Source organism: Streptomyces sp. NPDC047022 (assembly GCF_040644155.1).
GTDB lineage: Bacteria > Actinomycetota > Actinomycetes > Streptomycetales > Streptomycetaceae > Streptomyces.
The window spans coordinates 155240-179664 of the sequence record NZ_JBEYVV010000004.1 but is presented as its reverse complement, the minus strand read 5'-3'; the positions used below and the strand labels follow the sequence as shown (position 1 = coordinate 179664).

Annotated in this window: 23 protein-coding genes and 1 tRNA gene; 14 read left to right on the top strand and 10 right to left on the bottom strand. The window is 69.0% G+C overall.

From position 1 onward, the window contains the following. Window positions 1-47 precede the first annotated feature (47 nt). A complete protein-coding gene (locus ABZ845_RS07530; RefSeq protein WP_360974179.1) occupies window positions 48-581 on the top strand; it encodes an SUKH-3 domain-containing protein in 534 nt (177 codons plus the stop codon). 41 nt (window positions 582-622) lie between these two features. Here the strand turns inward: ABZ845_RS07530 and ABZ845_RS07525 are convergent, their stop codons facing one another. Beyond that, window positions 623-1942: a histidine kinase gene (locus ABZ845_RS07525; RefSeq protein ID WP_360974176.1), complete on the bottom strand. Its 1320-nt coding sequence runs from the start codon at window positions 1940-1942 to the stop codon at window positions 623-625. A 167-nt stretch (window positions 1943-2109) separates the two neighbouring features. On the opposite strand from ABZ845_RS07525, the gene ABZ845_RS07520 reads away from it, so the two are divergent. The 7 genes from ABZ845_RS07520 (at window position 2110) to ABZ845_RS07490 (ending at window position 7864) form a co-directional block, all read left to right on the top strand. Continuing rightward, window positions 2110-2970: a hypothetical protein gene (locus ABZ845_RS07520; RefSeq protein ID WP_360974173.1), complete on the top strand. Its 861-nt coding sequence runs from the start codon at window positions 2110-2112 to the stop codon at window positions 2968-2970. 15 nt (window positions 2971-2985) lie between these two features. Further along, window positions 2986-3058: transfer RNA gene (locus ABZ845_RS07515), tRNA-Gln, on the top strand. A gap of 114 nt (window positions 3059-3172) precedes the next feature. Continuing rightward, complete coding sequence (glmU, locus tag ABZ845_RS07510; protein ID WP_360974170.1) at window positions 3173-4621, top strand: bifunctional UDP-N-acetylglucosamine diphosphorylase/glucosamine-1-phosphate N-acetyltransferase GlmU; 1449 nt, start codon at window positions 3173-3175, stop codon at window positions 4619-4621. A 154-nt stretch (window positions 4622-4775) separates the two neighbouring features. Then, window positions 4776-5750 carry a ribose-phosphate diphosphokinase gene (locus ABZ845_RS07505; protein ID WP_360974167.1) on the top strand — a complete coding sequence of 325 codons (975 nt, stop codon included), beginning with the start codon at window positions 4776-4778 and terminating at the stop codon, window positions 5748-5750. A gap of 219 nt (window positions 5751-5969) precedes the next feature. Then, a complete protein-coding gene (locus ABZ845_RS07500) occupies window positions 5970-6575 on the top strand; it encodes a 50S ribosomal protein L25/general stress protein Ctc (RefSeq protein WP_360974163.1) in 606 nt (201 codons plus the stop codon). 81 nt (window positions 6576-6656) lie between these two features. Continuing rightward, window positions 6657-7259, top strand: coding sequence for an aminoacyl-tRNA hydrolase (gene pth, locus ABZ845_RS07495; RefSeq protein WP_360974160.1), 603 nt, complete (start codon window positions 6657-6659; stop codon window positions 7257-7259). Between the two features lie 116 nt (window positions 7260-7375). Then, a complete protein-coding gene (locus ABZ845_RS07490) occupies window positions 7376-7864 on the top strand; it encodes a hypothetical protein (protein WP_360974157.1) in 489 nt (162 codons plus the stop codon). A gap of 86 nt (window positions 7865-7950) precedes the next feature. Here ABZ845_RS07490 and ppc read toward each other — a convergent pair whose 3' ends face one another. Continuing rightward, a complete protein-coding gene (gene ppc, locus ABZ845_RS07485; RefSeq protein ID WP_360974154.1) occupies window positions 7951-10683 on the bottom strand; it encodes a phosphoenolpyruvate carboxylase in 2733 nt (910 codons plus the stop codon). 319 nt (window positions 10684-11002) lie between these two features. Between ppc and ABZ845_RS07480 the strand changes: the two genes are divergently transcribed. Next, window positions 11003-12013: an acyl-CoA desaturase gene (locus ABZ845_RS07480; protein ID WP_360974151.1), complete on the top strand. Its 1011-nt coding sequence runs from the start codon at window positions 11003-11005 to the stop codon at window positions 12011-12013. Further along, window positions 12010-12687 carry a TetR/AcrR family transcriptional regulator gene (locus ABZ845_RS07475; protein ID WP_360974148.1) on the top strand — a complete coding sequence of 226 codons (678 nt, stop codon included), beginning with the start codon at window positions 12010-12012 and terminating at the stop codon, window positions 12685-12687. Before ABZ845_RS07480 ends, ABZ845_RS07475 begins: the two co-directional genes overlap by 4 nt. A 16-nt stretch (window positions 12688-12703) precedes the next feature. On the opposite strand, the gene ABZ845_RS07470 is transcribed toward ABZ845_RS07475, so the two are convergent. Together ABZ845_RS07470 and ABZ845_RS07465 are read right to left on the bottom strand one after the other, a co-directional pair. Continuing rightward, window positions 12704-13096, bottom strand: coding sequence for a VOC family protein (locus tag ABZ845_RS07470; protein ID WP_360974145.1), 393 nt, complete (start codon window positions 13094-13096; stop codon window positions 12704-12706). 3 nt (window positions 13097-13099) lie between these two features. After that, entirely contained in the window at window positions 13100-13906 is an 807-nt protein-coding gene (locus tag ABZ845_RS07465; protein ID WP_360974142.1) for a trans-aconitate 2-methyltransferase, read from the bottom strand. A 238-nt stretch (window positions 13907-14144) separates the two neighbouring features. On the opposite strand from ABZ845_RS07465, the gene tamR reads away from it, so the two are divergent. Further along, entirely contained in the window at window positions 14145-14642 is a 498-nt protein-coding gene (tamR, locus tag ABZ845_RS07460; protein WP_360974139.1) for a MarR family transcriptional regulator TamR, read from the top strand. Here tamR and ABZ845_RS07455 read toward each other — a convergent pair. Continuing rightward, complete coding sequence (locus ABZ845_RS07455) at window positions 14601-15374, bottom strand: response regulator transcription factor (RefSeq protein WP_360974136.1); 774 nt, start codon at window positions 15372-15374, stop codon at window positions 14601-14603. The two genes, tamR and ABZ845_RS07455, sit on opposite strands and share 42 nt — an antisense overlap. A gap of 233 nt (window positions 15375-15607) precedes the next feature. On the opposite strand from ABZ845_RS07455, the gene ABZ845_RS07450 reads away from it, so the two are divergent. Continuing rightward, entirely contained in the window at window positions 15608-16063 is a 456-nt protein-coding gene (locus ABZ845_RS07450; RefSeq protein ID WP_360974451.1) for a GNAT family N-acetyltransferase, read from the top strand. Window positions 16064-16097: 34 nt separating this feature from the next. Here the strand turns inward: ABZ845_RS07450 and galK are convergent, their stop codons facing one another. Genes galK through galT form a run of 3 tightly spaced genes read right to left on the bottom strand, consistent with a single transcriptional unit; the run spans window position 16098 to window position 19276 of the window. After that, window positions 16098-17240 carry a galactokinase gene (galK, locus tag ABZ845_RS07445; protein ID WP_360974133.1) on the bottom strand — a complete coding sequence of 381 codons (1143 nt, stop codon included), beginning with the start codon at window positions 17238-17240 and terminating at the stop codon, window positions 16098-16100. After that, window positions 17241-18209 carry a UDP-glucose 4-epimerase GalE gene (gene galE, locus ABZ845_RS07440; RefSeq protein ID WP_360974130.1) on the bottom strand — a complete coding sequence of 323 codons (969 nt, stop codon included), beginning with the start codon at window positions 18207-18209 and terminating at the stop codon, window positions 17241-17243. It abuts the gene before it with no gap. Continuing rightward, the gene (galT, locus tag ABZ845_RS07435; RefSeq protein WP_360974127.1) at window positions 18206-19276 is read right to left on the bottom strand and encodes a galactose-1-phosphate uridylyltransferase; all 1071 of its coding nucleotides are present in this window, start codon (window positions 19274-19276) and stop codon (window positions 18206-18208) included. The genes galE and galT overlap by 4 nt, the downstream gene beginning before the upstream one ends. A 224-nt stretch (window positions 19277-19500) precedes the next feature. On the opposite strand from galT, the gene ABZ845_RS07430 reads away from it, so the two are divergent. Then, a complete protein-coding gene (locus ABZ845_RS07430; RefSeq protein WP_360974124.1) occupies window positions 19501-21180 on the top strand; it encodes a sodium:solute symporter family protein in 1680 nt (559 codons plus the stop codon). Window positions 21181-21201: 21 nt separating this feature from the next. Next, entirely contained in the window at window positions 21202-21522 is a 321-nt protein-coding gene (locus tag ABZ845_RS07425) for a hypothetical protein (protein ID WP_360974121.1), read from the top strand. A 94-nt stretch (window positions 21523-21616) separates the two neighbouring features. On the opposite strand, the gene ABZ845_RS07420 is transcribed toward ABZ845_RS07425, so the two are convergent. Then, on the bottom strand, window positions 21617-22330 hold the full coding sequence (locus ABZ845_RS07420; RefSeq protein WP_360974118.1) for a LuxR C-terminal-related transcriptional regulator: 714 nt from the start codon (window positions 22328-22330) through the stop codon (window positions 21617-21619). Between the two features lie 249 nt (window positions 22331-22579). Beyond that, the gene (locus ABZ845_RS07415) at window positions 22580-24388 is read right to left on the bottom strand and encodes a PQQ-binding-like beta-propeller repeat protein (RefSeq protein WP_360974115.1); all 1809 of its coding nucleotides are present in this window, start codon (window positions 24386-24388) and stop codon (window positions 22580-22582) included. Window positions 24389-24425: the final 37 nt, after the last annotated feature.

The following is a 24425-nucleotide window of genomic DNA, read 5'->3' as shown; positions in this document are numbered from 1 at the left end:
ACGACACCACCCACGCCACACCCCGGCACCGAACGAACAAAGGGCAGATGCACACCGACCGCACCCCCTCCCCCGAGCCCCCCACCCGGCTCGAACAGGGAACAGCCCCACTACGCTTCCCCGCACCCGTCGACGCCGCACTGCGCACCGCAGGCTGGCAACCAGGACGCTGGGACATCAAGCAAGCCGAAGTATGGGCCGACGCCCTCCGCGGCCACGTATCCCCCGCGGGCCACCGGCACGCCGTCTTCCCCGCCGCCGTCGAAGCCTGGGCCGAATTCGGCGGCCTCCACATCACCCCCACAGGCCCCGGCCGCCGCCTCGCCCCGGCCGGCCTCCACCTCGACCCCCTCCACGGCCTCCACCTCGCCCGCACCCTCGGCGACCTCGGCCGCGCCCTCGACACCGAGATCTGCCCCCTCGGCGAAGAAACCGACAGCCGCGCCCTCCTCGCCATAGACGCCGAAGGCCGCGTCTACGCCCTCGACCACACCGGCGACTGGTACCTCGGCCCCGACATCGACCACGGCCTCACCACCCTGCTCACGGGAATCGAACCCGTACGCCTCACACAGGGCTGACAGCCGACAGCGGCCACAGGGACCGGCCGGCCCCGCTCGCCTCAGGCCAGCTGCGCCGGAATCACCGCCGACACCCGGAACCCACCCGCATCCGTCGGCCCCGACACAAACACCCCACCGAGCGCACTCACCCGCTCCCTCATCCCCACCAGCCCATTGCCCCCACTCGGCAACCGCGCCGCCAGAGCCGCACCCGGCTCCGGCGGCGGCTCGTTCTCCACCTGCATCGCGATCTCCGCCGAACGGTGCGCAAGCCGCACATGCGTCTTCGCACCCGCCGCATGCTTATGGACGTTGGTCAGCGCCTCCTGCACCACGCGATACGCCGTCTGCTCCACCAGCCGCGCATACGACCTCGCCTCACCCTCCACCGACAGCCGCACCACCATCCCCGCCGCCGCAGACTGCCCCACCAACTCCTCCAACTCCGCGAGACACGGCCCCTCCGACACATCATCCGCCGCCCGCGACGCAGCAGCCGCAGCCGCAGCCCCGACAGCCGCAAGCGGCATCTCCGCCCTCGCCGACCGCACCCCCAAACCCTCACCCGTCCGCAACACACCGAGCATCCCCCGCAACTCGGTCAGCGCCTGCCGCCCCATATCCCCCACCAGAGCGGCATTCCTCACCGCCTTCTCCGGATCCTTCCGCGCCACAGCCTGAAGAGCGGCAGCATGCACCACCATCAGACTCACCCGATGCGCGACCACGTCATGCATCTCCCGCGCGATCCGCGTCCGCTCCTCGTTCCGCGCCCACTCCGCACGCTCCTCCGCACGCTCGGCGAGCAGCATCAACTCCCGCTCCAGCGAATCAGCCCGCTCCCGCAGACTCTCCATCAGCCGCCGCCGCGCACCCACATACAGCCCGAGCAACACCGGAGGAGCCGTCATCCCCAGGGCGGTGGTCACGGACAGAAACGGAATGAACCCCCCGGCGATCGACAGATCCCCCCGCACCAGACCCTGATGCGCCCGCACATACGTCACGATGAACATCCCCGCGAACGACATCCCCGCCAGCGCCCCGATGATCCGACGGGGCAGCTCGGACGCCGCCAGCGTGTACAACCCCACGACACCCATCAGGAACCCCATCTGGGCCGGGGTGATCGCGATGGAGACGAGAACGACAGCAATGGGCCACCTGCGCCGCAGCACCAGAGTCAGCCCCGCGAACAGCCCGAACCCCATCCCGACAGGAACGGGCAGCCCCGCATCCCGCGAGAACTCGATCCCCTCCAGCGAACACTCCACGGCAGACACCGCCGCGAGCGAGATGTCCAGCACCGCACTGCGCCACCTTGCCCACCACCAGGGGCCTTCCCCGGCCCCCTTGTGGACTTCCCCCGTCGTGGTCATGCCTCCAGCCTACGGGCGAGGGGCGGGGGTTTTCCGGTGAGTTTCGACGGGTGCGTCACACCACACTACGCATTCGCACAGAAGCGAAACCCGCTGTAATCCCACGAACTGCTGAATCACACACCATTCGACACCGGAAGCCCACATTCCGGCCGGACGGTATGCCCATGGCACATTCACAGAACAACTACACGGACTTCGAAGGCCTGCGGGAACGGGCGGTCGCGCTGCGGCGCGCGGGTCTCAGCCGCCGACAGATCCGGGACCGGCTGCACATCCACAACAACGACATCCTCAACCGCCTCCTGGAAGGCGAGCCGCCCCCGGAATGGACGAAACGCCCGAACGCCAAGGACGACCTGAGGCACAGGGCGAGGGAGCTGCGACTCCAGGGCTGGACTTACGACCAGATCCAGGTCGAGCTGGGGTGCTCGAAGAGTTCGATCTCCTTGTGGGTACGGGATCTGCCGAAGCCGGAGCGTCGCGACCCGATAGAGCAGGCGAAGCTTGCAGCACGTAAGCGCTGGGAACATGAGTTGGCGGTTCGGGACGAGACACGGCAGCAGACCAAGGCGGCCGCCACGCGGGAGATCGGCGAGATGTCGAGCCGGGACCTCTTCATGACGGGCGTGGCTCTCTATTGGGCCGAGGGCTCGAAGGACAAGCCGTACGACCGGCGTGAGAACGTCCTGTTCGTCAACAGCGACCCTGGCGTGATCAAGCTCTACCTCGCCTGGTTGTCCCTGGTGGGCGTCGAACCCGAGCGCTTGAAGTTCCGAGTGATGATCCACATCACAGCGGACGTCGAGGGCGCGGAACGCTACTGGGCCGACCTGGTCGGGGTCGATGCCTCCACGTTCCAGAAGACAACGATCAAGAAGCACAACCCGAAGACCGTTCGGAAGAACGTGGGTGAGGGCTACCGCGGCTGCCTCGTGATTCGCGTGTCACAGGGAGCCGACCTCTACCGTCGCATCGAGGGTTGGTGGACCGGAATGGTGGCCCAGGCCTCAGCGTGTCTCAGGTAAGGTCTGACGCAGCGATCCGCCATGGGGTAACTGGTAGCCCGCGGGCCTTTGAAGCCCTGTAGTGCTGGTTCGAATCCAGCTGGCGGAGCTGCTCGGTTCGGGTCCTGACCAAGGAGGTCAGGACCCGCTCTCATGTCCCCCATCCAACGCCCCGGTATCCTGCGGATGTCCACCCCACCCCCAGAAGCCGAAGGGCATCCCCGTGAGTGCCAACCGCCCGGCCGCCGTCGTCGTTCTCGCAGCGGGTGAGGGCACCCGTATGAAGTCGGCCACACCCAAGGTCCTGCACGAGATCTGCGGCCGTTCCCTCGTCGGGCATGTGCTCGCCGCCGCGCGTGACTTGAAGCCCGAGAACCTCGTCGTCGTCGTGGGCCACGCCAGGGAGCAGGTCTCCGCGCACCTCACCGCGATCGACCCGGCCGTCCGGACCGCCGTCCAGGCAGAGCAGAACGGGACCGGGCACGCCGTGCGGATGGGCCTGGAGGAGCTCGGCGGTGCCGTGGACGGCACCGTGGTCGTGGTGTGCGGCGACACTCCGCTGCTCACGGGTGAGACGCTCCAGCGGCTCGCCGGCACGCATCAGCAGGACGGCAACGCCGTCACGGTGCTGACCGCCGAGGTGCCGGACGCCACCGGTTACGGCCGTATCGTGCGCGACGCCGCCAGCGGTGCCGTGACCGCCATCGTGGAGCACAAGGACGCGAGCGAGGCCGAGCGGGCGATCAGGGAGATCAACTCGGGGGTGTTCGCCTTCGACGGGCGGCTGCTCGCCGAGGCGCTGGGGAAGGTGCGGACGGACAACAGCCAGGGCGAGGAGTACCTCACGGATGTCCTGGGGATCCTGCGTGAGGCGGGGCACCGGGTGGGTGCGTCCGTCGCGGCGGATCACCGGGAGATCGCGGGGATCAACAACCGTGTGCAACTGGCGGAGGCCCGCCGGGTGCTCAACGACCGGCTGGTCACGGACGCGATGCTCGCGGGTGTGACGGTGGTCGATCCGGCGACGACGTGGGTCGATGTGACGGTGACGTTCGAGCGGGACGCGGTGGTGCAGCCGGGGACTCAGTTGCTGGGTTCGACGCATGTCGGGGAGGGCGCCGAGGTGGGTCCGAACTCGCGGTTGAAGGACACCCGGGTGGGTGCCGGGGCACGGGTGGACAACACGGTGTCCGATGGTGCGGTGGTGGGTCCTGAGGCGTCGGTGGGTCCGTTCGCCTATCTGCGGCCGGGTACGCGTCTGGGCGTGAAGTCGAAGATCGGTACATATGTGGAGACGAAGAACGCCTCCATCGGTGAGGGTACGAAGGTGCCGCATCTGTCGTACGTGGGTGATGCGACGATCGGTGATTTCACGAACATCGGCGCGGCGAGTGTCTTCGTGAACTATGACGGACAGGACAAACACCACACGACGGTGGGGTCGCACTGCCGGACCGGTTCGGACAACATGTTTGTGGCTCCTGTCACGGTCGGGGATGGTGCTTACACCGCGGCGGGGTCTGTGATCACGAAGGATGTGCCGCCCGGTTCGCTGGCTGTGGCCCGTGGTCAGCAGCGGAATATCGAGGGTTGGGTGGCCCGTAAGCGTCCGGGGAGTGCGGCGGCGAAGGCGGCCGAGTCGGCTTCCCGGGAGGCGGATGGCGAAGGCTGACCGCAATCAGGTGCGTCTGATACGGCGTACCGTGATAAGTGCACACACCCGCACCCCCACCAGCTGTGACGGCCGCCGGCTTGCAGTCGTTGTGTCGCTGCGACCGTGGTGGCCTCGCGGTACCGAGTTGAGACACCTCTGAGGAGACAGTGCCGTGACCGGGATCAAGACGACCGGCCAGAAGAAGTTGATGTTCTTCTCCGGCCGCGCCCACCCCGAGCTTGCTGAGGAGGTCGCCGAGCAGCTGGGTGTCGGGGTTGTCCCGACGAAGGCCTTCGACTTCGCCAACGGTGAGATCTATGTGCGTTACCAGGAGTCGGCGCGTGGTGCCGACTGCTTCCTGATCCAGAGCCACACGGCTCCGATCAACAAGTGGATCATGGAGCAGTTGATCATGATCGATGCGCTGAAGCGCGCGTCGGCGCGGTCGATCACCGTGATTGTGCCGTTCTACGGTTACGCGCGGCAGGACAAGAAGCACCGTGGACGTGAACCGATCTCGGCGCGTCTGATCGCCGATCTGATGAAGACGGCGGGTGCGGACCGGATCCTGACGGTCGACCTGCACACGGACCAGATCCAGGGCTTCTTCGACGGTCCGGTGGATCACCTGTTCGCGCTGCCGCTGCTGGCGGACTACGTGGGTCACAAGGTGGACCGTTCCAAGCTGACGGTGGTGTCTCCGGACGCGGGCCGTGTGCGGGTGGCGGACCGCTGGTGCGACCGTCTGGGTGCGCCGCTGGCGATCGTGCACAAGCGGCGTGACAAGGACGTCGCGAACCAGGTGACGGTGCACGAGGTCGTGGGCGACGTGAAGGGCCGTATCTGCGTTCTGGTCGATGACATGATCGACACGGGTGGCACGATCTGCGGCGCCGCCGACGCGCTGTTCGCGCATGGGGCGGAGGACGTGATCGTGACGGCGACGCATGGTGTGCTGTCGGGTCCGGCCGCTGATCGTCTGAAGAATTCGAAGGTCAGCGAGTTCGTGTTCACGAATACGCTGCCGACCCCGGGTGAGCTGGAGCTGGACAAGATCACGGTGCTGTCGATCGCGCCGACGATCGCGAGTGCGGTGCGTGAGGTGTTCGAGGACGGTTCGGTGACGAGCCTCTTCGACGAGCAGTGATCGTGCCGGTGCGCCGATAACGCTGCTGGAGATCGTTTTGGGTGCGGCCTCCCTCTCCGAGTAGACTGCTGCAGTTGCTCGGCGAGGGAGGCCGTACTCATGGGTACGGCGGTCCGTTATCGACGCGCTCTTCGTAGCAGGCCGTTCGTGGCCGGGTGACCTCCCCGGGCTCCAAGGAGCAGGGGGACCCCCAACGTTCTGTTTGTACGAGGAGTGAATATGTCCGAGGTGAAGATCGCCGCTCAGACGCGCACCGAGTTCGGCAAGGGTGCCGCGCGTCGTATCCGCCGTGACAGCAAGGTTCCCGGTGTTCTGTACGGTCACGGTTCGGACCCGCGGCACCTGACCCTGCCGGGTCACGAGCTGCTGCTGGCGCTGCGTACGCCGAACGTCCTGATCTCTCTGGACATCGACGGCAAGACCAACGAGCTGGCGATCCCGAAGGCCGTGCAGCGTGACCCGCTGAAGGGCTTCCTGGAGCACGTGGACCTGCTGCTGGTGAAGCGCGGCGAGAAGGTCACGGTCGAGGTTCCGGTGCACGCCGAGGGCGAGCTGGCCCCGGGTGGCAACCTGCTGGAGCACGTGCTGGTGGCGCTGCCGGTCGATGCCGAGGCCACGCACATTCCGCAGGCCGTCACGGTGTCGGTCGAGGGTCTTGAGGCCGGTGCCTCGATCCACGCGAAGGACATCACGCTTCCCTCCGGTGTGACCCTGGCGGTCGACGAGGACGCGGTGGTTCTCCAGGTGCTGGCCGCTCAGGCGGAGGAGGCTCCGGAGGGCGAGGCGGCCGGGGGCGAGGGCGAAGAGGCCGGCGCCGAGGCCTGATCCTCATCCACGTCGTTGTGTCAGCCGCTGTTCCCGTGTGGGGCAGCGGCTGGCGCGTATCGAGCAGGAATTCAAGGAGGCATGGACGTGACCACCCCTGCGGGTGCTCCCTGGCTCGTCGTGGGCCTCGGGAACCCTGGACCTGAGTACGCCATGAACCGGCACAATGTGGGGTTCATGGTGGCTGATCTGCTGGCCGAGCGGATCGGGGGGAAGTTCAAGCGTGCCGGTAAGGCGCAGGCGCAGGTCGTGGAGGGGCGGATCGGGCCGCCGGGTCCCGCGAACCGCCGGGTGATCCTGGCGAAGCCCATGTCGTACATGAATCTGTCGGGTGGGCCGGTGAACGCGCTGCGGGACTTCTACAAGGTGCCGGTGGCGCAGGTCGTGGCGGTGCACGACGAGCTGGACATCGACTATGGGGCGCTGCGTGTGAAGCTGGGTGGCGGGGACAACGGCCATAACGGGCTGAAGTCGGTCACGAAGGCGATGGGCGCCGACTATCACCGGGTGCGGTTCGGGATCGGGCGTCCTCCGGGGCGTATGCAGGTGGCGGATTTCGTGCTGAAGGATTTCTCGTCCGCGGAGCGCAAGGAGCTGGGCTACTTCGTGGACCGGGCGGCGGACGCGGTGGAGTGTCTGGTGATCGAGGGTCTGGAGCGGGCGCAGGGCTCGTACAACTCCTGAGTCCGCCGGTACCGGCGGGGGCGCGCCGTCGATACGTGCGTACAACTGGGGACTTGTCGCCCGCTGGTTCGAGCCGGGGTTGACCAGGCGTGGAGCGATGGCCAAGTATCGCGGCCATGCCTTCTGCCGTCTCCTCTTCTCAGGGTGCGGTCGCGGCGCTGCGGTTCGGGCAGCTCGCGGTCGTGGGTGCGGTCGCTGTGGTGATTCTGATCGGTGGTGTCTGGGGTTCCTGGGGTACCGCGCAGTACGTGATGCTGACCAAGGGCCGTGAGCGGGGCTCGATCGAGGTGGACCGGTGCGGGGCGGACACGTGCCGTGGCCCGTTCACGCCTGTGTCGGCCGGGGCGGCGGCGCGCAGGAGCGTGGTGATCGACAAGTCGGTCGCGGTGCGGCGGGGCCAGACGTACACGGTGGTGGTGAAGCCGGGTTCGGATGATGTCGTGCGGTCGGGTCCTGCGGGGATTCTGTACGCGTGGGTTCCGCTGGGCGGGGCGCTGTTGCTGGCTTCGGTGGTGGTGGCGGGCGGGCTGCGGCTGGTGCGGGCGGCGTGGGTGCTGGCGGCTGCGGGGCTGGTGCTGCTGACGACCGCTTTCCTGGTGATCTGAACGGCGTACGGTGGTGGAGTGCCCCCGGGCCCATGCGGGGCTCGGGGGCACTGCCGTGTCCGGGTGCGCGGGTGTCCGGGTGGGCGTCAGCCGGTGTTGCGCAGGCCGGCGGCGACGCCGTTGACCGTCAGGAGCAGGGCGCGGGAGAGCAGCGGGTCGGGTTCGGTGCCGGCTGCCCCCGCGTCGCGCTGGCGCTTGAGGAGGGCGACCTGGAGGTAGGAGATCGGGTCGAGGTAGGCGTCGCGGATGGTGAAGGTCTGCTTGAGGACGGGCTGGGCGTCCAGCAGGACTTGTTCTCCGGTGACGCGGAGGATCTCACGGACGGTGAGTTCGTGTTCGGCCTCGATCGTCGCGAAGACGTGCTTGAGGTTGTCGGGGACGAGGGTGTCGACGTAGTGGCGCGCGATGCGCAGGTCGGTCTTGGCGAGGGTCATCTCGACGTTGGAGATGAAGTTGCGGAAGAAGTGCCATTGTTCGTGCATTTCTTCGAGGACGGTGTCGAGTCCCGCTTCGCGCAGTGCCTTGAGGCCGGAGCCGACGCCGTACCAGCCAGGGACGATCTGCCGTGACTGGGTCCAGCCGAAGACCCAGGGGATGGCGCGCAGTCCGTCGAGGCCGGCGCCGGAGTCGGGGCGGCGTGAGGGGCGGGAGCCGAGGTGGAGGTCGGCCAGCTGGTCGACGGGGGTGGAGGCGAAGAAGTACGCGGGCAGGTCGGGGTCTTCGACGAGGGTGCGGTAGGCGGCGTGGGCGGCGTCGGAGACGACGTCCATGGCGGCGTCCCAGCGGTTGAGGGCCTCGTCGGACTGGCGGGGGGCGGTGTGCAGGGCGGAGGCCTGGAGGGTGGCGGCGACGGTGAGTTCCAGGTTCTCGCGGGCGAGGGAGGGGATGAGGTACTTGTCGGAGATGACCTCGCCCTGTTCGGTGACCTTGATCTCGCCTTCGAGGGTGCCCCAGGGCTGGGCGAGGATGGCGTCGTGGGTGGGGCCGCCGCCTCGGCCTACGGTGCCGCCCCGTCCGTGGAAGAGGCGCAGTCGTACTCCGTAGCGGTGGGCGACGTCGCGCAGGCGGCGCTGGGCGCGGTGGATCTCCCACTGTGAGGTGGTGATGCCGCCGAACTTGGAGGAGTCGCTGTAGCCGAGCATGACCTCCTGGACGTCGCCGCGCAGGGCGACGAGCCGTCGGTAGGAGGGGTCGGAGAGCATGTCCTCGAGGATGGTGTCGGCGGCCTTGAGTTCGTCGGTGGTTTCGAGGAGCGGGACGATGCCGATCTTGGCCCAGCCGGCGTGGAGGTCGACGAGGCCTGCCTCGCGGGCGAGGACGGCGGCGGCGAAGACGTCGTCGGCCCCCTGGCACATCGAGATGATGTAGGACTCGATGACTTCGGGGCCGAAGGCGTCGAGGGCACGTCCGACGGTTTCGAAGGTGCCGAGGGTCTTGGCGCCGGCGGCGTCGAGGGGGGCGGGGGTGGGGGCGAGGGGCCTGCGTGAGCGGAGTTCCTTGGCGAGCAGCTTGTGCCGGTACTCCCGGGGCATGTCGTCGTAGCGCCAGGATTCCTCGCCGAGGCGGTCGAATAGCTGGCCGAGGGCGTGGTGGTGGGCGTCGGCGTGTTCGCGGACGTCCATGGTGGCCAGTTGCAGTCCGAACGCGGCGAGGGTGCGGATGGTGCGGGCGAGGCGGCCGTCGGCGAAGAGTCCGCCGCGGTGGGCGCGCAGTGAGGTCTGGACGATCCTGAGGTCGTGGAGGAGTTCGGCGGTGCCGAGGTAGTCGCGTCCGGGTTCGTGCCGGGTGTTCGCGGCGAGGCGCTTCTTGGTGTTGGTGAGCTTCTCGCGGATGCAGGTGGCCTTGAGGCGGTAGGGCTCTTCGGCGTTGAGGCGCTTGTAGCGGGGGCTGATCCCGGGCAGGAGGTCCAGGTCGGCCCGGAGGGATTCGAGGAGTTCCTCGGTGGCTCCGGTGTAACGGATGGACTGGGAGAGCAGGCCGCGCAGTTCGTCGATGGTGTCGAGTGCGTCGTTGATGCCGTGCTCGTGCTGGAGGATCAGGACGTCCCAGGTGACCTGGGGGGTGACGTTGGGGTTGCCGTCGCGGTCGCCGCCGATCCAGGTGCCGAAGGTGAGGGGCCTGGTGGTGTCGGGGAGCTTGACGCCGACGCGTTCGAGTTCGGCGGTGAGGTCTTCGAGGACGTCTCCGACGGCGTGGGCGTGGAGTTCGTCGAGGTAGTAGATGGCGTTGCGGGCCTCGTCGGCGGGCTCGGGGCGTACGACGCGGAGTTCGTCGGTCTGCCATACGAGGTCGATGTTCTCGGCGAGGCGGGAGTCGTGGCGGCGGCGGTCGGCCGCGGTGACGGGGGTTTCGAGCAGTTCCGCGACGCGCCTGAGCTTGTTGAGGACCGAGCGGCGTGCGGCTTCGGTGGGGTGTGCGGTGAAGACGGGGCGCACGGTGAGGTTCTCGACGCTTTCGCGTACGTGCTGCGGGTCGGCGTCCTTGAGACGGTCGGCGGTGCGGGCGAGGAGTCCGCCTTCGGCTTCGCGCCGGGCGCGCAGTTCGCGGCCTCGGTGGACCTGTTCGGCGACGTTGGCCAGGTGGAAGTAGGTGGAGAAGGCGCGTACCAGTCTGGCGGCGGTCTCGAGTTCGGTGCCGCGCAGGAGTTCGGCGGCTGCCTCGCCGTCCTCGCGGGTCAGCCGGCGGACTCGTTCGACCAGCTCCAGGAGTTCGGGGCCTTCTTGCCTCACCAGGGTCTCGCCGAGCAGATCACCCAGTCGGCGGATGTCGGCGCGAAGTTCGCTGCTGGTCGTCGTGGTCTGGTCGTCGGCACTGCTCACAGGTGCGGCTCCTTGCAGTGTTGAAGCTCGTCTGGAGGGGACCCGGAAGGGGTGCCGTGCGGCGGGTGCCGCTCAGAGCCCTGGCGTCCGGGAAGGAATCAGAGCGGACCGCGCTGTCCGACCGGCTCCCAGGATAGGTGTCCACACGGACGCGCAGGGTCAGGGGCTCTTGCCGCGGGGTGGCACACTGCCATACTTACGACGCCGTAGGTTACGGAGCCGTAGGGACTCCCGTCAGATCCGGGGGGGCACCCTGTTCCGTATCCGGGCACTTGCCTCGACCCTCGACCCTCGACCCTCGACCCCCCAGGGGACGCCCATGGCCACAAGCTCCGACGTGATCGATGACGCCCCGGAGGCGGACGGCGACCTGCCGCAGCTCTCCGCGACGCTGGGCGGCGAGCACAAGGGCTCGATCGAGCAGTTCACGCTGCTGCTGTTCATCATCGTCCCGTTCCTGGCGCTCGTCGCTGCGGTGCCGCTGGTCTGGGGGTGGGGGGTGAGCTGGCTCGATCTGAGTCTGATGGTCTTCTTCTACTTCCTGGGCTGTCACGGCATCACGATCGGCTTCCACCGCTATTTCACGCATGGCTCCTTCAAGGCCAAGCGGCCGCTCAGGATCGCGCTGGCGATCGCGGGGTCGCTGGCGGTCGAGGGTCCGCTGGTGCGCTGGGTGGCCGACCACCGCAAGCACCACAAGTTCTCGGACGCGGAGGGCGACCCGCATTCTCCGTGGCGGTTCGGTGAGACCGTTCCGGCCCTGATGAAGGGCCTGTGGTGGGCGCATATCGGCTGGCTGTTCGACGAGGAGCAGACGTCGCAGGAGAAGTACGCGCCCGATCTGATCAAGGATCCGGCGATCCGGGCCATCTCCCGTCAGTTCGTGCTGTGGACGGGTGTGTCCCTGCTGCTGCCACCGCTGATCGGCGGGCTGGTGACGATGTCGTGGTGGGGCGCGTTCACCGCGTTGTTCTGGGGCTCACTCGTCCGGGTGGCGCTGTTGCACCATGTGACCTGGTCGATCAACTCGATCTGCCATGCGGTGGGCAAGCGCCCGTTCAAGTCGCGGGACCGTTCGGGCAATGTGTGGTGGCTGGCGATCCTGTCGTGCGGCGAGTCCTGGCACAACCTGCACCACGCGGACCCGACGTCGGCGCGGCACGGTGTGGAGCGCGGTCAGCTCGACTCCTCGGCGCGGCTGATCCGCTGGTTCGAACGGCTCGGCTGGGCGTACGACGTGCGCTGGCCGTCACGCTCACGTATCGATTCGCGCCGCAGCACGGGTGGGGACGGCTCCCGGCGCGGGAGGGCGACCGCTGACGCGGCATGATTGAGAGCGTGGCGACCGACTCATCCAGCACCCCGAGCAGCGAGAAGCAGCGGCGTACGCGCCGCACCCGGATGACCGGCGCGGAGCGGCGTCAGCAGTTGCTGGAGATCGGTCGCACGCTGTTCGCCGCGAAGGGGTTCGAGGGCACTTCGGTGGAGGAGATCGCGGCGAAGGCCGGGGTGTCCAAGCCGGTGGTGTACGAGCACTTCGGCGGCAAGGAGGGGCTGTACGCGGTGGTCGTGGACCGCGAGATGCGCCGCCTGCTGGACATGGTGACGAGTTCGCTGACGGCGGGACACCCGCGGGAGCTGTGCGAGCAGGCGGCCTTCGCTCTTCTGGATTACATCGAGGAGTACACGGACGGGTTCCGCATCCTGGTGCGGGACTCGCCCATTCCGCAGTCGACGGGTTCGTTCGCGTCGCTGATCTCCGACATCGCGACCCAGGTGGAGGACATCCTGGGCCGCGAGTTCAAGAGCCGCGGTTTCGATCCGAAGCTGGCTCCGCTGTACGCGCAGGCGCTGGTCGGCATGGTGGCGCTGACGGGGCAGTGGTGGCTGGACGTGCGACGCCCGAAGAAGGCGGAGGTGGCCGCGCATCTGGTGAACCTGGCGTGGCACGGGCTGGACGGGCTCGAGCCGAAGCCGCGGCTGATCGGGCACCGGAAGAGCTGAGGCGCGGGCGGCGCGGTCACTCGTCGTGATGACCGGTGCCGTGGCGGGCGGCCACCGGTTCCAGGAACTCCAGCCGGTTGCCCACGGGGTCCTCGGAGTAGAAGCGGCGGTGGCCGGGGAGGGTGTCGTCCCAGGTGACCGCCGCCCCATGGGCGACCAGCCGGGCGGCGCAGGCCTCGATGTCCGTCACCCGCAGCCCGGGATGTGCCTTCTTCGCGGGCCGGAAGTCTTTCTCGATGCCGAGGTGCAGTTGTACGGCCCCTGCCCGGAACCAGCAGCCTCCGCGTGCGGCGAGCACCGGCGGCTTGGGGATCTCGGTCATGCCGAGGGCGTCGGTGTAGTAGGCGCGCAGCAGGTTCTCCGAGCCGGGGGGTGCGGCGAGCTGGACGTGGTCGAGGGCGGCGAGCATCGCTCAGGCCTTTTTCGTGGCGACGGCGAAGACGCGGCGGAAGGGGAACACGGTGCCGTGGCCGGTGGGCGGGTATTCCTGGCGCAGTGCCGCGCGGTACTCGGTGACGAAGTCCTCCGCGTCCTCGCCCAGCTCGGTGAGCACCGGCCGCAGTCCGGTGCCCTTCACCCAGTCGAGGACCGGGTCCTCGCCCTCCAGCAGATGGAGGTAGGTGGTCTCCCAGACGTCGGCGGTGCAGCCGAGGGCGGTGAGGTGCTCCAGATAGGCCTCGGGCGTGAGGACGGCGTCGTCGTGGCGCAGGGTGTCGCCGAGGCGGTCCTTCCAGCGGGCGGAGTGGGCGATCTCCCGCATGAGGCGGTGGCTTGGCGAGCCGAAGTTGCCGGGCACCTGGAAGGCGAAGGTGCCGCCGGGGGTGAGGGCGCCGATCCAGTCGGGGAAGCGGTGGGCGTGTCCCGGTACCCATTGCAGGGTGGCGTTGCTGATGATCAGGTCGTAGGGCTCGGCGGGTGTCCAGTGCCGGGCGTCGGCGTGGGCGAAGTCGAGTCCGCCTCCGCCCCGGGTCGGGCCCTCGTGGTCGGTGTGGGCCTTGTCGAGCATCTCGGGTGAGTTGTCGTACCCGGTGATGTGCGCGGTGGGCCAGCGGTCGGCGAGCAGCACGGTGACATTGCCGGGGCCGCAGCCCAGGTCGGCGATGCGGGCCGGGTCGCGGGGAAGAGCGGGAACGCGGGCGAGCAGATCGGCGAAGGGGCGGGCTCGGTGGCCGGCGTGGCGCAGATACTGGCCGGGGTCCCAGGTGGGGGCGGTGGGCATGATGTGTGCCTCCTTCACGAGGGATGGGGGCGAGGTCCTCTCGAGGCTTTCGAAGGCTTTCGAAGGTTCTCGGGCGGAGGCGCCACCCCCGTGGACGCCTCCGGCGCATTGATCATCCTCGGAAAATTATCTCGATGTCAAGAGAGTCGATATCGAGAAACTTCATCTCAAGGGACTTGACCCCAAGAGGCTCCACCTCAAGAGACTCAATGTCGACACAACCACTACACTGATCGTCATGGAGGACGAGGTCGATCGGCTGGTCGCGGCGTGGCGTCGGGAGCGCCCGGACCTCGACGTGGAACCGCTCGAGGTACTCAGCCGTGTGAGCAGGCTGGCCCGGCACCTGGACCGCGCCCGCCGGCTGGCGTTCGCCGAACACAGCCTGGAACCGTGGGAGTTCGACGTTCTCACCGCGCTGAGGCGCGCCGGGGGCCCCTATCAGCTCTCCCCCGGCCAGCTGCTGACGCAGACCCTGGTCACCTCCGGCACGATGACCAACCGCATCGACCGCCTCGCGAAAAAGGGCCTGGTCGAGCGGCTGCCCGATCCCAGCGACCGCCGTGGTGTGCTGGTGCGTCTCACGGACGAGGGCCGGGACCGGGCGGATCAGGCGCTCGCCGGGCTGCTCGACCAGGAGCGCGCCATCCTGGCGGAGCTGAGCTCGGCCCAGCGCGGTGACCTGGCCGCGCTGCTACGCCAGCTGACCGCCCCGTTCGACAACATCCCCGGCTAGGTCGACGGGCCCTATGCCGGCCCGGCGGGCCAGGGCGACGGCGGCGAGGGTGGAGTGGACGCCCAGCTTCCCGAGGACGTTCTGCATATGGGTGCGGACGGTGTGCGGGGACAGGAACAGCCGCTCGGCGACGGCTTTGCGACCGAGTCCCGCGACCATGCAGCGCAGCACCTCGCGCTCCCGGGGCGTCAGTGACTCCACCAGGCGTTCGCTCTCGGTGCGGTGCTTGCGGGCCGCGGTCAGCTCGCGCAGCACACCGGTGAGCAGGGCGGGCGGAAGGTGCGTCTCGTCCCTCAGCACTCCCCGGATGACCGTGAGCAGCCGGGACAGCGAGCAGTCCTTGGCCACCCAGCCGGACGCTCCGGCCTGGAGGGCCAGGGCCGCGCGCCGCGGATCGTCCCGCTCGGCCAGGACGACGGTGCGCACACCCGGCTGCTGCCGCGCGGAACGCACCCCCGCGACCAGGGAGATGCCGTCGACCAGCCCTTCCTCGTCACCGTCATGGACGGGGACCGCCGGGCGCGAGCCCGGGACGTTGCCCCCGAGGTCCGCGTCGATGAGCATCACGTCGAACCCGCGGCCCTCGGCGGCGGCGCGTTCCAGACAGCGCAGCGCGGCCGGGCCACTGCCGGCCGCGGACACCTCGACGTCGGGCTCGGCCGCCAGTGCGGCGGCGAGGGACTCGGCGAAAATGCGATGGTCGTCGACGACCAGGACTCGGATACGAACCACTCAAACCCCCACTGCTCGGGGGACGACCGGTGCGGGGTACGGCACGCCCGGAATGCTCCCCGGATCCTCACCTGGGACAGGGCGACGCAGCCAACTGCTGCCCCGCTCAGGGCGTCGTACCCGGCTGTCTCGCCCCCTGGCCGGCACCGACCCCCCGATCGGCGCTGTTCACAGCGTAGGGCCAGGGGCGGGGAGTGGAAGGGGATTCACAGAACTGATTGGCCAGCGCGTTTATGGTGAGCCGCATGTTTCGTATCGAGACTGAAGTCCACAGGCAGCGGCGGGACTTGCTTCGCGCCCGGCTGCACGAGACGAACATGGCGGCGTCCCCGGTGGTGCGCGCACTGCGCGGAACGCCGCTGGAACGTGAAGTCCCCCTGCACGTATGGGCGTTGGATGCCTCGGGCGAGCTGGCGGGCGGGCTGGTCGGCCACACCTGGACGACATGGCTGCACATCGCCCATCTGTGGGTGGACGAACGGCACCGCGGCGCGGGCCTCGGCACCCGCCTGCTGGCCGAGGCGGAGCGCGTTGCGCGCCAGGGGCGCGGATGCACGGCCGCACGCCTGGAGACCTGGGACTTCCAGGCGCCGGATTTCTACCGTAAGCGGGGGTATGACGTGGTGTGCGTGATCCCCGACTATCCGCCGGGGATCACGGAGTACACGATGACCAAACGCCTGTCCTGACGTCCTGGTGCAGCGGCTCGGGCGGATGACGGTGTCAGCTCAGTCGGCGGGCGCCCGCCGACGGCGCCGCCGGGAACACCCGGGGCGTGGTGAAGCCGGCGGCGGCGAACGCCTCCTCGATCGCCTTGGTGATCGTGTCCGCGTCCGCGGCCTCGGCCAGGACGATCGCCGAACCGCCGAAGCCGCCGCCCGTCATCCGGGCACCGAGCGCGCCGGAGGCGTTCGCCGTGCCCACCACCAGATCCAGTTCCGGGCAGGAGATACGCAGGTCGTCCCGCAGGGAGCGGTGACCCTCGGTCAGCACGGGGCCGATCGCCCGGACCTCGCCCGCGTCGAGCAGGGCCACGACGCGTCCGACGCGGTGGTCGTCCGAGACGACATGGCGCACATAGCGGCGCACGCGCTCGTCGGTCAGGCGCCCGAGCGCGGCCGGCAGGTCCTCGTAGGCGAGGTCGCGCAGGTGCCTGATGCCGAGCTGCCGTGCGCCCTCCTCGCATCCCGCGCGCCGCTCGGCGTACGCCCCGTCGCCAAGGGCGTGCTTGACCCGGGTGTCGACGACCAGCAGCACCAGGCCGTGGGCGGCCAGGTCGAAGGGGATCTGGCGCAGGGACAGGTCTCGGCAGTCGAGGTGCAGGGCGTGGCCCTCGGTGGCGCAGGCGGACGCGGTCTGGTCCATGACCCCGCACGGCACGCCCACGAAGTCGTTCTCGGCGCGCTGGGCGAGCCGCGCGAGCCGGGGGCGGGTCAGGCCGAGGCCGTAAAGGTCGTTCAGGGCGAGGGCGGTGACGACCTCCAGCGCGGCCGAAGAGGACAGGCCCGCACCGGTCGGCACCGTCGAGGACAGGTGGAGGTCGGCGCCGGTGACCGGGTGGCCCGCCTCGCGCAGCACATGGACGACGCCGGCCGGGTAGGCGGCCCAGCCGGTGTCCGTCCGCGGTTCCAGCTCGTCGACGCGCAGTTCGACGATCGGTCCCCCGATGTCGGCGGAGTGCAGCCGCAGTACGCCGTCGGTGCGGCGGGAGACCGCCGCGAGGGCCGTGTGCGGCAGGGCGAACGGCATCACGAACCCCTCGTTGAAGTCCGTGTACTCACCGATCAGGTTGACCCGGCCCGGTGCCGCCCACACACCCTCGGGTGCCGTCCCGTACAGCTGCGCGAAGCCCTCGCGTACGCCCACCTACTGCTCCTCGGCGGTGTTCTGCGCGAACTCCCATGCGTCCGCGACGATGCCCGCGAGGTCCGCGCGGGACGGGTTCCAGCCGAGCCGTTCGCGGGCCGTGGCCGCGGAGGCGACCAGGACCGCCGGGTCGCCGCCGCGGCGCGGGGCCACGACCTCCGGGATCGGGTGCCCGGTGACCTTGCGGACGGTCTCGATGACCTCGCGCACGGAGAAGCCGTTGCCGTTGCCGAGGTTGCAGATCAGGTGCTCGCCGGGGGTGGCGGCGCCGACGGCCAGCAGGTGGGCCTCGGCCAGGTCCGCGACGTGGATGTAGTCGCGTACGCAGGTGCCGTCGGGTGTCGGGTAGTCGTCGCCGAAGACCGAGATCGCCTCGCGGCGGCCCTGTGCGACCTGGAGCACGAGCGGGATGAGGTGGGACTCGGGGTCGTGCCGCTCGCCGCAGCTGCCGTAGGCGCCCGCCACGTTGAAGTAGCGCAGGGAGACCGCGGCCAGGCCGTGCGCGGCGGCCTCACCGGTGATCATGTGGTCGACGGCCAGCTTGGAGGCGCCGTAGGGGTTGGTGGGCCGCGTCGGCGCGGTCTCGGCGATCGGCACCTGCTCGGGCTCGCCGTAGGTGGCGGCGGTGGAGGAGAAGACCAGCTTGCGCACGCCCGTCTCGCGCATCGCGCCGAGCAGCGCCATCGTGCCGCCGACGTTGTTGTCCCAGTACTTCTCGGGCTTCACCACCGACTCGCCGACCTGGGAGAAGGCGGCGAAGTGCAGGACCGCGTCGAACGAGGGGTCCAGCCATGTGGCGGCGTCGCGGATGTCGCCCTCGATGAAGGAAGCGCCCGCCGGTACGCCCTCGCGGAAGCCGGTGGAGAGGTTGTCGAGGACGACGACCTCGTGCCCCGCTTCCAGCAGGTGCTGCGCGACCACGCTCCCGACATAGCCCGCGCCGCCGGTGACCAGGTACTTCCCGCTCATGAACTCGCTACCTCTCGCAGTCGCTGGGCCGCGGATTCCGGCGGCACGTCGTTGATGAACACGTTCATGCCGGACTCGGAACCCGCGAGGAACTTCAGCTTGCCGGAAGTGCGGCGGACGGTGAAAAGCTCGAGGTGGAGCGCGAAGTCGTCCCGAGCGACGCCCTCGGGCCCGTCCCAGGCGCCGAACGGTGCCTGGTGCCATGCCGCGATGTACGGCGTCGGCGGCTCGCCACCACCTCGCCCGTCGAAGATCCGGTCGAAGCGCCTCAAGAGTTCCAGATACACCTTGGGGAACTCTGTGCGCGCGGCCTCGTCGAGCGCGAGCAGGTCGGGGACGCGGCGGCGGGGGTAGAGATGGACCTCGTAGGGCCAGTGCGCGGCGTACGGCACGAAGGCCACCCAGTGTTCACCCTCCAGGACGAGCCGCTGACCGGCGAGCTCGCGTTCCAGGACGGCGTCGAAGAGGTTGTCCCCGCCGGTCGCTTCCTTGTGGGCGGCGAGCGAACGGAGCATCAGGGCGGTGCGGGGGGTGGTGAAGGGGTACGCGTAGATCTGACCGTGCGGGTGGCCGAGGGTCACGCCGATCTCCTGGCCACGGTTCTCGAAGCAGAACACCTGCTCGACGGAGGGCAGGTGGGACAGCTCCGCGGTGCGGTCGGTCCAGGCGTCGAGGACCAGGCCGGCCTGCCGTTCGGTGAGGTCCGCGAAGGAGGCGTTGTGGTCGGAGGTGAAGCAGACGACCTCGCAGCGTCCGGAGTCACCGGCGAGGGAGGGGAAGCGGTTCTCGAAGACGACGACGTCGTAGGAGGAGTCGGGGATCTCGCTGAGCCTGCCGTGAAGCGAGGGGCACAGCGGGCATTCGTCGGCCGGGGGGTGGTAGGTGCGGCCCTGGCGGTGGGAGGCGACGGCGACCGAGTCGCCGAGCAGCACGTCACGCCGGGTCTCGGAGGTGGTGACGGTCCGCTGGAGCGGCCGGCGGTCCACCGCGTCCCGCACGGTGTCGTCGCGCAGGTCGTAGTAGATGAGTTCACGACCGTCGGCCAGCCGGGTCGAGGTCTTCTTCACGACTACTTGCCTTTCTGCCGCCAGGCCGGACGTGTCACCGGACGCGCCATCCGCGGCATCCGCACTCGAACCAGTCTTCAAACATAACTCAACACAACAAACCACGTTGCACCATCAGAGGTCAACATCACAATCAAACAAAGAGCGTCATCAGAACTGTTCAAATATCGAACGCAGGGGCGTAGGTTCCGCTCTGATCGGCTCACGCAACGAAGCGAGTACTCATGCAGACCCCCACATATCTGGCGGCAGGGCTACGACTCCCCACGAACGGCCTCGATTACACGATCCTCGGGATCTACTTCGCCGTCGTGCTGGGCATCGGCTTCGCCGCCCGCCGCTCCGTGAAGACCAGCCTCGACTTCTTCCTGTCCGGGCGCTCACTGCCCGCCTGGATCACGGGCCTGGCCTTCATCTCGGCCAACCTGGCCGCCACCGAGATCCTCGGCATGGCCGCCAACAGCGCTCAGTACGGGGCGTACACCGTCCACTGGTACTGGATCGGCGCCATCCCGGCCATGGTCTTCCTGGGTCTGGTGATGATGCCGTTCTACTACGGCTCCAAGGTCCGCTCGGTCCCGGAGTTCCTGCTGCTGCGCTTCGACAAGGGGGCGCATGTGCTGAGTTCGATCCTGTTCGCATTTGCCGCCATCCTGATCGCGGGTGTGAACCTCTACGCCCTCGCGATCGTCGTGGAGGCGCTGCTGGGCTGGCCGCAGTGGGTGGCGATCGTGGTCGCCGGTTTCTTCGTGCTCGCGTACATCACCCTCGGCGGGCTCTCGTCCGCGATCTACAACGAGGTGCTCCAGTTCTTCGTGATCCTGGCGGCCCTCATCCCGATCACCGTGCTCGGCCTGAGGAAGGTCGGCGGCTGGGGCGGACTGACCCACAAGCTCACCGCGGCCCACGGCCATGACTTCACCACCGCCTGGGGCGGCACCGGCATCGGGCACGCCAACCCGCTGGGCGCCAACTGGCTGACGATCGTCCTCGGCCTCGGGTTCGTGCTGTCCTTCGGCTACTGGACCACCAACTTCGCCGAGGTACAGCGCGCGCTGTCCGCGAAGAACCTCTCGGCCGCCCAGCGAACCCCGCTGATCGCCGCCTACCCGAAGATCTTCATCGTCTTCCTGGTGATGATCCCCGGCCTGGTCGCCGCCGCCCTCGTCCCGAAGATCGGCACCCCGGGCTCGGACCTCCAGTACAACGACGCGATCCCGTACCTGATGCAGGAGCTGCTGCCCAACGGCGTGCTCGGCATCGCCGTGACCGGACTGCTGGCGGCGTTCATGGCCGGCATGGCGGCCAACGTGTCGTCGTTCAACACGGTGTTCACCAACGACATCTGGGCGAAGTACGTGGTCAAGGACCGCGAGGACGCGTACTACGTGAGGTTCGGGCGGCTCATCACCGCGATCGGCGTGCTCGCTTCCATCGGCACGGCCTTCCTCGCCTCCTCGTTCTCGAACATCATGAGCTACCTCCAGACGCTGTTCTCCTTCTTCAACGTGCCGATGTTCGTGGTCTTCGTCGTCGGCATGTTCTGGAAGCGCGCGTCCGCGAAGTCCGGGCTGTGGGGCCTGCTCGCAGGCACGGTGACCGCGATGGTCAACTACTTCGTCATCTACAAGCACGGCCTCATCGGCATCCCCTCCGACCAGGGCGCCAACTTCGTCTCCGCCATCGCCGGTTTCGTGGCGGGCGCGGTCGTCATGGTGATCGTGTCCCTGTTCACCAGGCCGAAGCCGGAGGAGTCCCTGCAGGGACTGGTGTACGGCACCAGGTCCCCGGGGATGGCCGAGGCGCCCGCCGAGGGCGACGACGCCTGGTACCGCAAGCCGGCCCTGCTGGGCTGGGGCTCGGTCGTCCTCGCCGCCGCCTGCTACATCCCGTTCTCGCTCTGACCGCGGGAGGATTGAGAGACCATGTCCGAGTACTCCGAGCGTGACGTCCAGCGTGCGGTCACCGATCTCGAGGGCAAGTCCGCGACCGCCGCGCGGATCTTCGACCTGCGCCGCATCATCGGCGGTCTGTTCGTCCTGTACGGCGTCATCGTGATGATCGCGGGCTTCACCGCCTCCGACGCCGACATCCGCAAGGCCCAGGGCGTCAACATCAACCTGTGGACCGGCCTGGGCATGCTGCTGCTCGGCGTGTTCTTCCTTCTCTGGCTGAAGCTGCGCCCGGCGGCCCCGCCCGCGCCGCCGCTGCCGGAGAGCGCCGCGGAGACCACCGAGCAGGACTAGGGTCTTTCGTTCGGGCTCGCGGGCCGGCCGGCCCCTCCCCAGGGGCGGCCCGAGGGCGACCCGAGGGAGGGGTCCGTCTCCGCCGGGACACCGGCTACGGCTGTCCCGGCGCCGCGTCCGCCCTCGACGCGGAGGCGCCGGTGAACGGGCCCGCACGGTCCAGCAGACCTGTGCGGGCCGCGAGGGCGGCGGCCTCCAGGCGTGAGCCCACGCCCAGCTTCATCAGGACCCGCTGGACATGGGTGCGTGCCGTCGACGGGGCGATGCCCATACCGGCTGCGATCAGCCGGGTGTCCTCCCCGTCCGCGACCCGCACCAGGACCTCCACCTCGCGCGGGGTCAGCATCTGCAGCAGGCGCTGCCCCTCGTCGTCCGGCTGAGCCGCCGGATGGAGCAGTTCGCTGAACGCACCCTGCAGCAGCTGCGGTGCCACCGCAGCCTCACCGGCCCGGGCCTTCATGATGGCCCGCTCCACACCCTCGATGCGTTCGTCGTGCCGTACGTATCCCGAGGCGCCGGCGGCGAACGCCGCCGCGATCCCGCGCGGGTTCGGCACCGGCCCGAGGACCACCACCGCGACCTGCGGACGCTCCCGCTTGATCCGCACCACCGGGTCGAACGTGCCCGCCTCGGCGGGCGCCGCCGTGCCCAGCAGACATACCTCGGGCGCCCTGGTGATCACCAGTTCCGCCGCGCCCGCGCTGGGCGCCGCCGCGGCAAGCACCCGGTGCCCCCGCAGCTTCAGTGCCGAGGCCAGCGCCTCGGCCAGCAGCCTGTGGTCGTCGACCACCATGAGCCGCACTCCCATCGAGCAACCCCCCAGTCCCCCCACGGATGCCCACTATGGATGCCTGTCGGCCCTAAGGGACAGAAGGCCCCGGTGGCACCCTCTGCCTTTCATGCACCCGGAAGCTACACGCTTGTTCGACGTTGCGCTTCCCCAATCGGCGAGAAGTGCCTGGGATTTCCGAAATCCGTACCATTCGAGCCTGATGAGGGGTACGCGAAAGACCCCGCCCCTGAGCAGGAGCGAGGCCTTCCGTGCGCGCCGTGCGTACTACTTCACGCCGTAGCCGAGCGCTACGTTCTCCTTCTCATCCGCCGTGAATCTGTCCACCGAGTCCCGGGCGAGGAAGAGCCGGCCGTGGGCGAAGAGCAGCTCCGAGCTCTCGGGGTCCAAGTCGCTGATCTGGTTGCGCGCCTGCTCGGTGGAGGGCGTCTTCAGCAGAGTGCTCGCCTTCATGGTCCCGGCGTCGATCGTGACCACCTGCGCGCCCTCGTTGTACGAACCCTCCTTGTAGGCCAGCAGGTTCGGGCCGTCCATACGGATCGGGTAGAGCTCGCAGTCGTCGCCCGCGTCGGTCTTGTTCGGGCTCATCTTCCCGGTGGCCAGCGAGAACGCGACGATCTCGTTCGTGTCGCTGTAGTCGGCGGAGCCGTCGTGCTTCTTCGTCGGCACATAGAGCATGTCGTTGCCGACCGCGATGCCGTGGCAGGTGTTGATCTTTTCGCAGTCGGGGTCGTACTTGCCGCCCGACAGCGAGATCTTCGTGCGCAGCTTGCCGGAGTCGTCCAGCGAGAAGACATCCGAGATGCCGGTGTCGCTGTCGGTGGCACCGGATTCCACGCCGAACACCACCGGCTTGGTGGAGATCACCTTGGCGTCGCTCAGGCCCCTGGGGAGGGAGTAGGTCGACTTCACGGCGCCCGTCGCCGGTTCGAGGACCTGTATCTGGTACGTCTCGTTGTCGTAGTCGCCGCACTGGCGCTCCGCGACGAGCTGCTCGCCGCCCGCGTAGCCCATGTCCTGGCAGGAGCCGGCCTTGGGCTGCCACAGGATCTTGCCGTTGGCCAGGTCGAAGCCTGCGCCGCCCTCGTAGCCCGCGGCGGCGGCCGTGTTGCCGCTGATCGCGACCTCCTCGAAGCGGATCGGGTCGTCCGAGACGCTGATCGACTTGGTCCACAGCAGCTTGCCGCTGGAGACGTCGAACGCGGTCACGTCCCCGCATCCCACGTGGTCGTCCTTTCCGGTCCGCTTGCGCGTCTCGGTGATCACGACGGCGACGCCGGAGGAGCTGACCTCGTGCGAGCCCGCGCAGGCCTGGCCGTTCAGCGGCAGCGTCCACGCGGTGGTGCCGGTGTCCGCGCGGTATCCGACGATCTTGTTGATACCGGCCTTGGCGTAGACGGAGTCGGTGAGCCAGGAGCCGGCGATGGTGTCGTACTCGTCGTTGTCGGTGATCTTCGGGGCGGGCAGCTGCAGGACGAGCTCGGCCTTGGGGTCGGCCGGGACCTTTTCCTTGGCCGAGTTCGCACCGGGGTTCGGGTGAGGGTGGGGACGGGGGTGTGGCCCGTCGCCCCCCGACGAGCTCTTCGCGTACCAGACGCCGCCGCCGACGATCAGCGCGATGGCCACCACCGCCGAGACGATGATCCACACCTGGGCGCCCAGGCCCTTGCGGCCACTGCTCTGGGCGGGCCCCGGCTGCATGGGAACGGTCCCCGGCTGCGGATAGCCGTAGCCGGGCTGCTGGTTCGGGTAGCCGTACCCGGGCTGCTGATTCGGGTAGCCGTAGCCCGGCTGCTGCGGGTATCCGGTCGGGCCGGGCGGCGTCTGGGGGTAGCCGTACGGCTGCTGCGGCGGGGTCGCCGGCTGCGGATAGCCGTATCCCGGGCCCTGCGCGGGGGGCGGGGTCTGCGCGGGCGCGGGCGGAGACGCGGGGGGCATCGCGGGCGTGGACGCCGGTGGGCCGAAACCGCCGGGCTGCGGGTCCTGCTGGGGTCCGAAACCGCCCGGCGGCTGATCCTGGGGGGCGCCGAAGCCGCCCGATGGCGGCTGGTTCGGGGGCGGGGGCGGCTGGCTCATGATGTGGGTACCTCGAGGGACGGAAGAATCGGAAGGG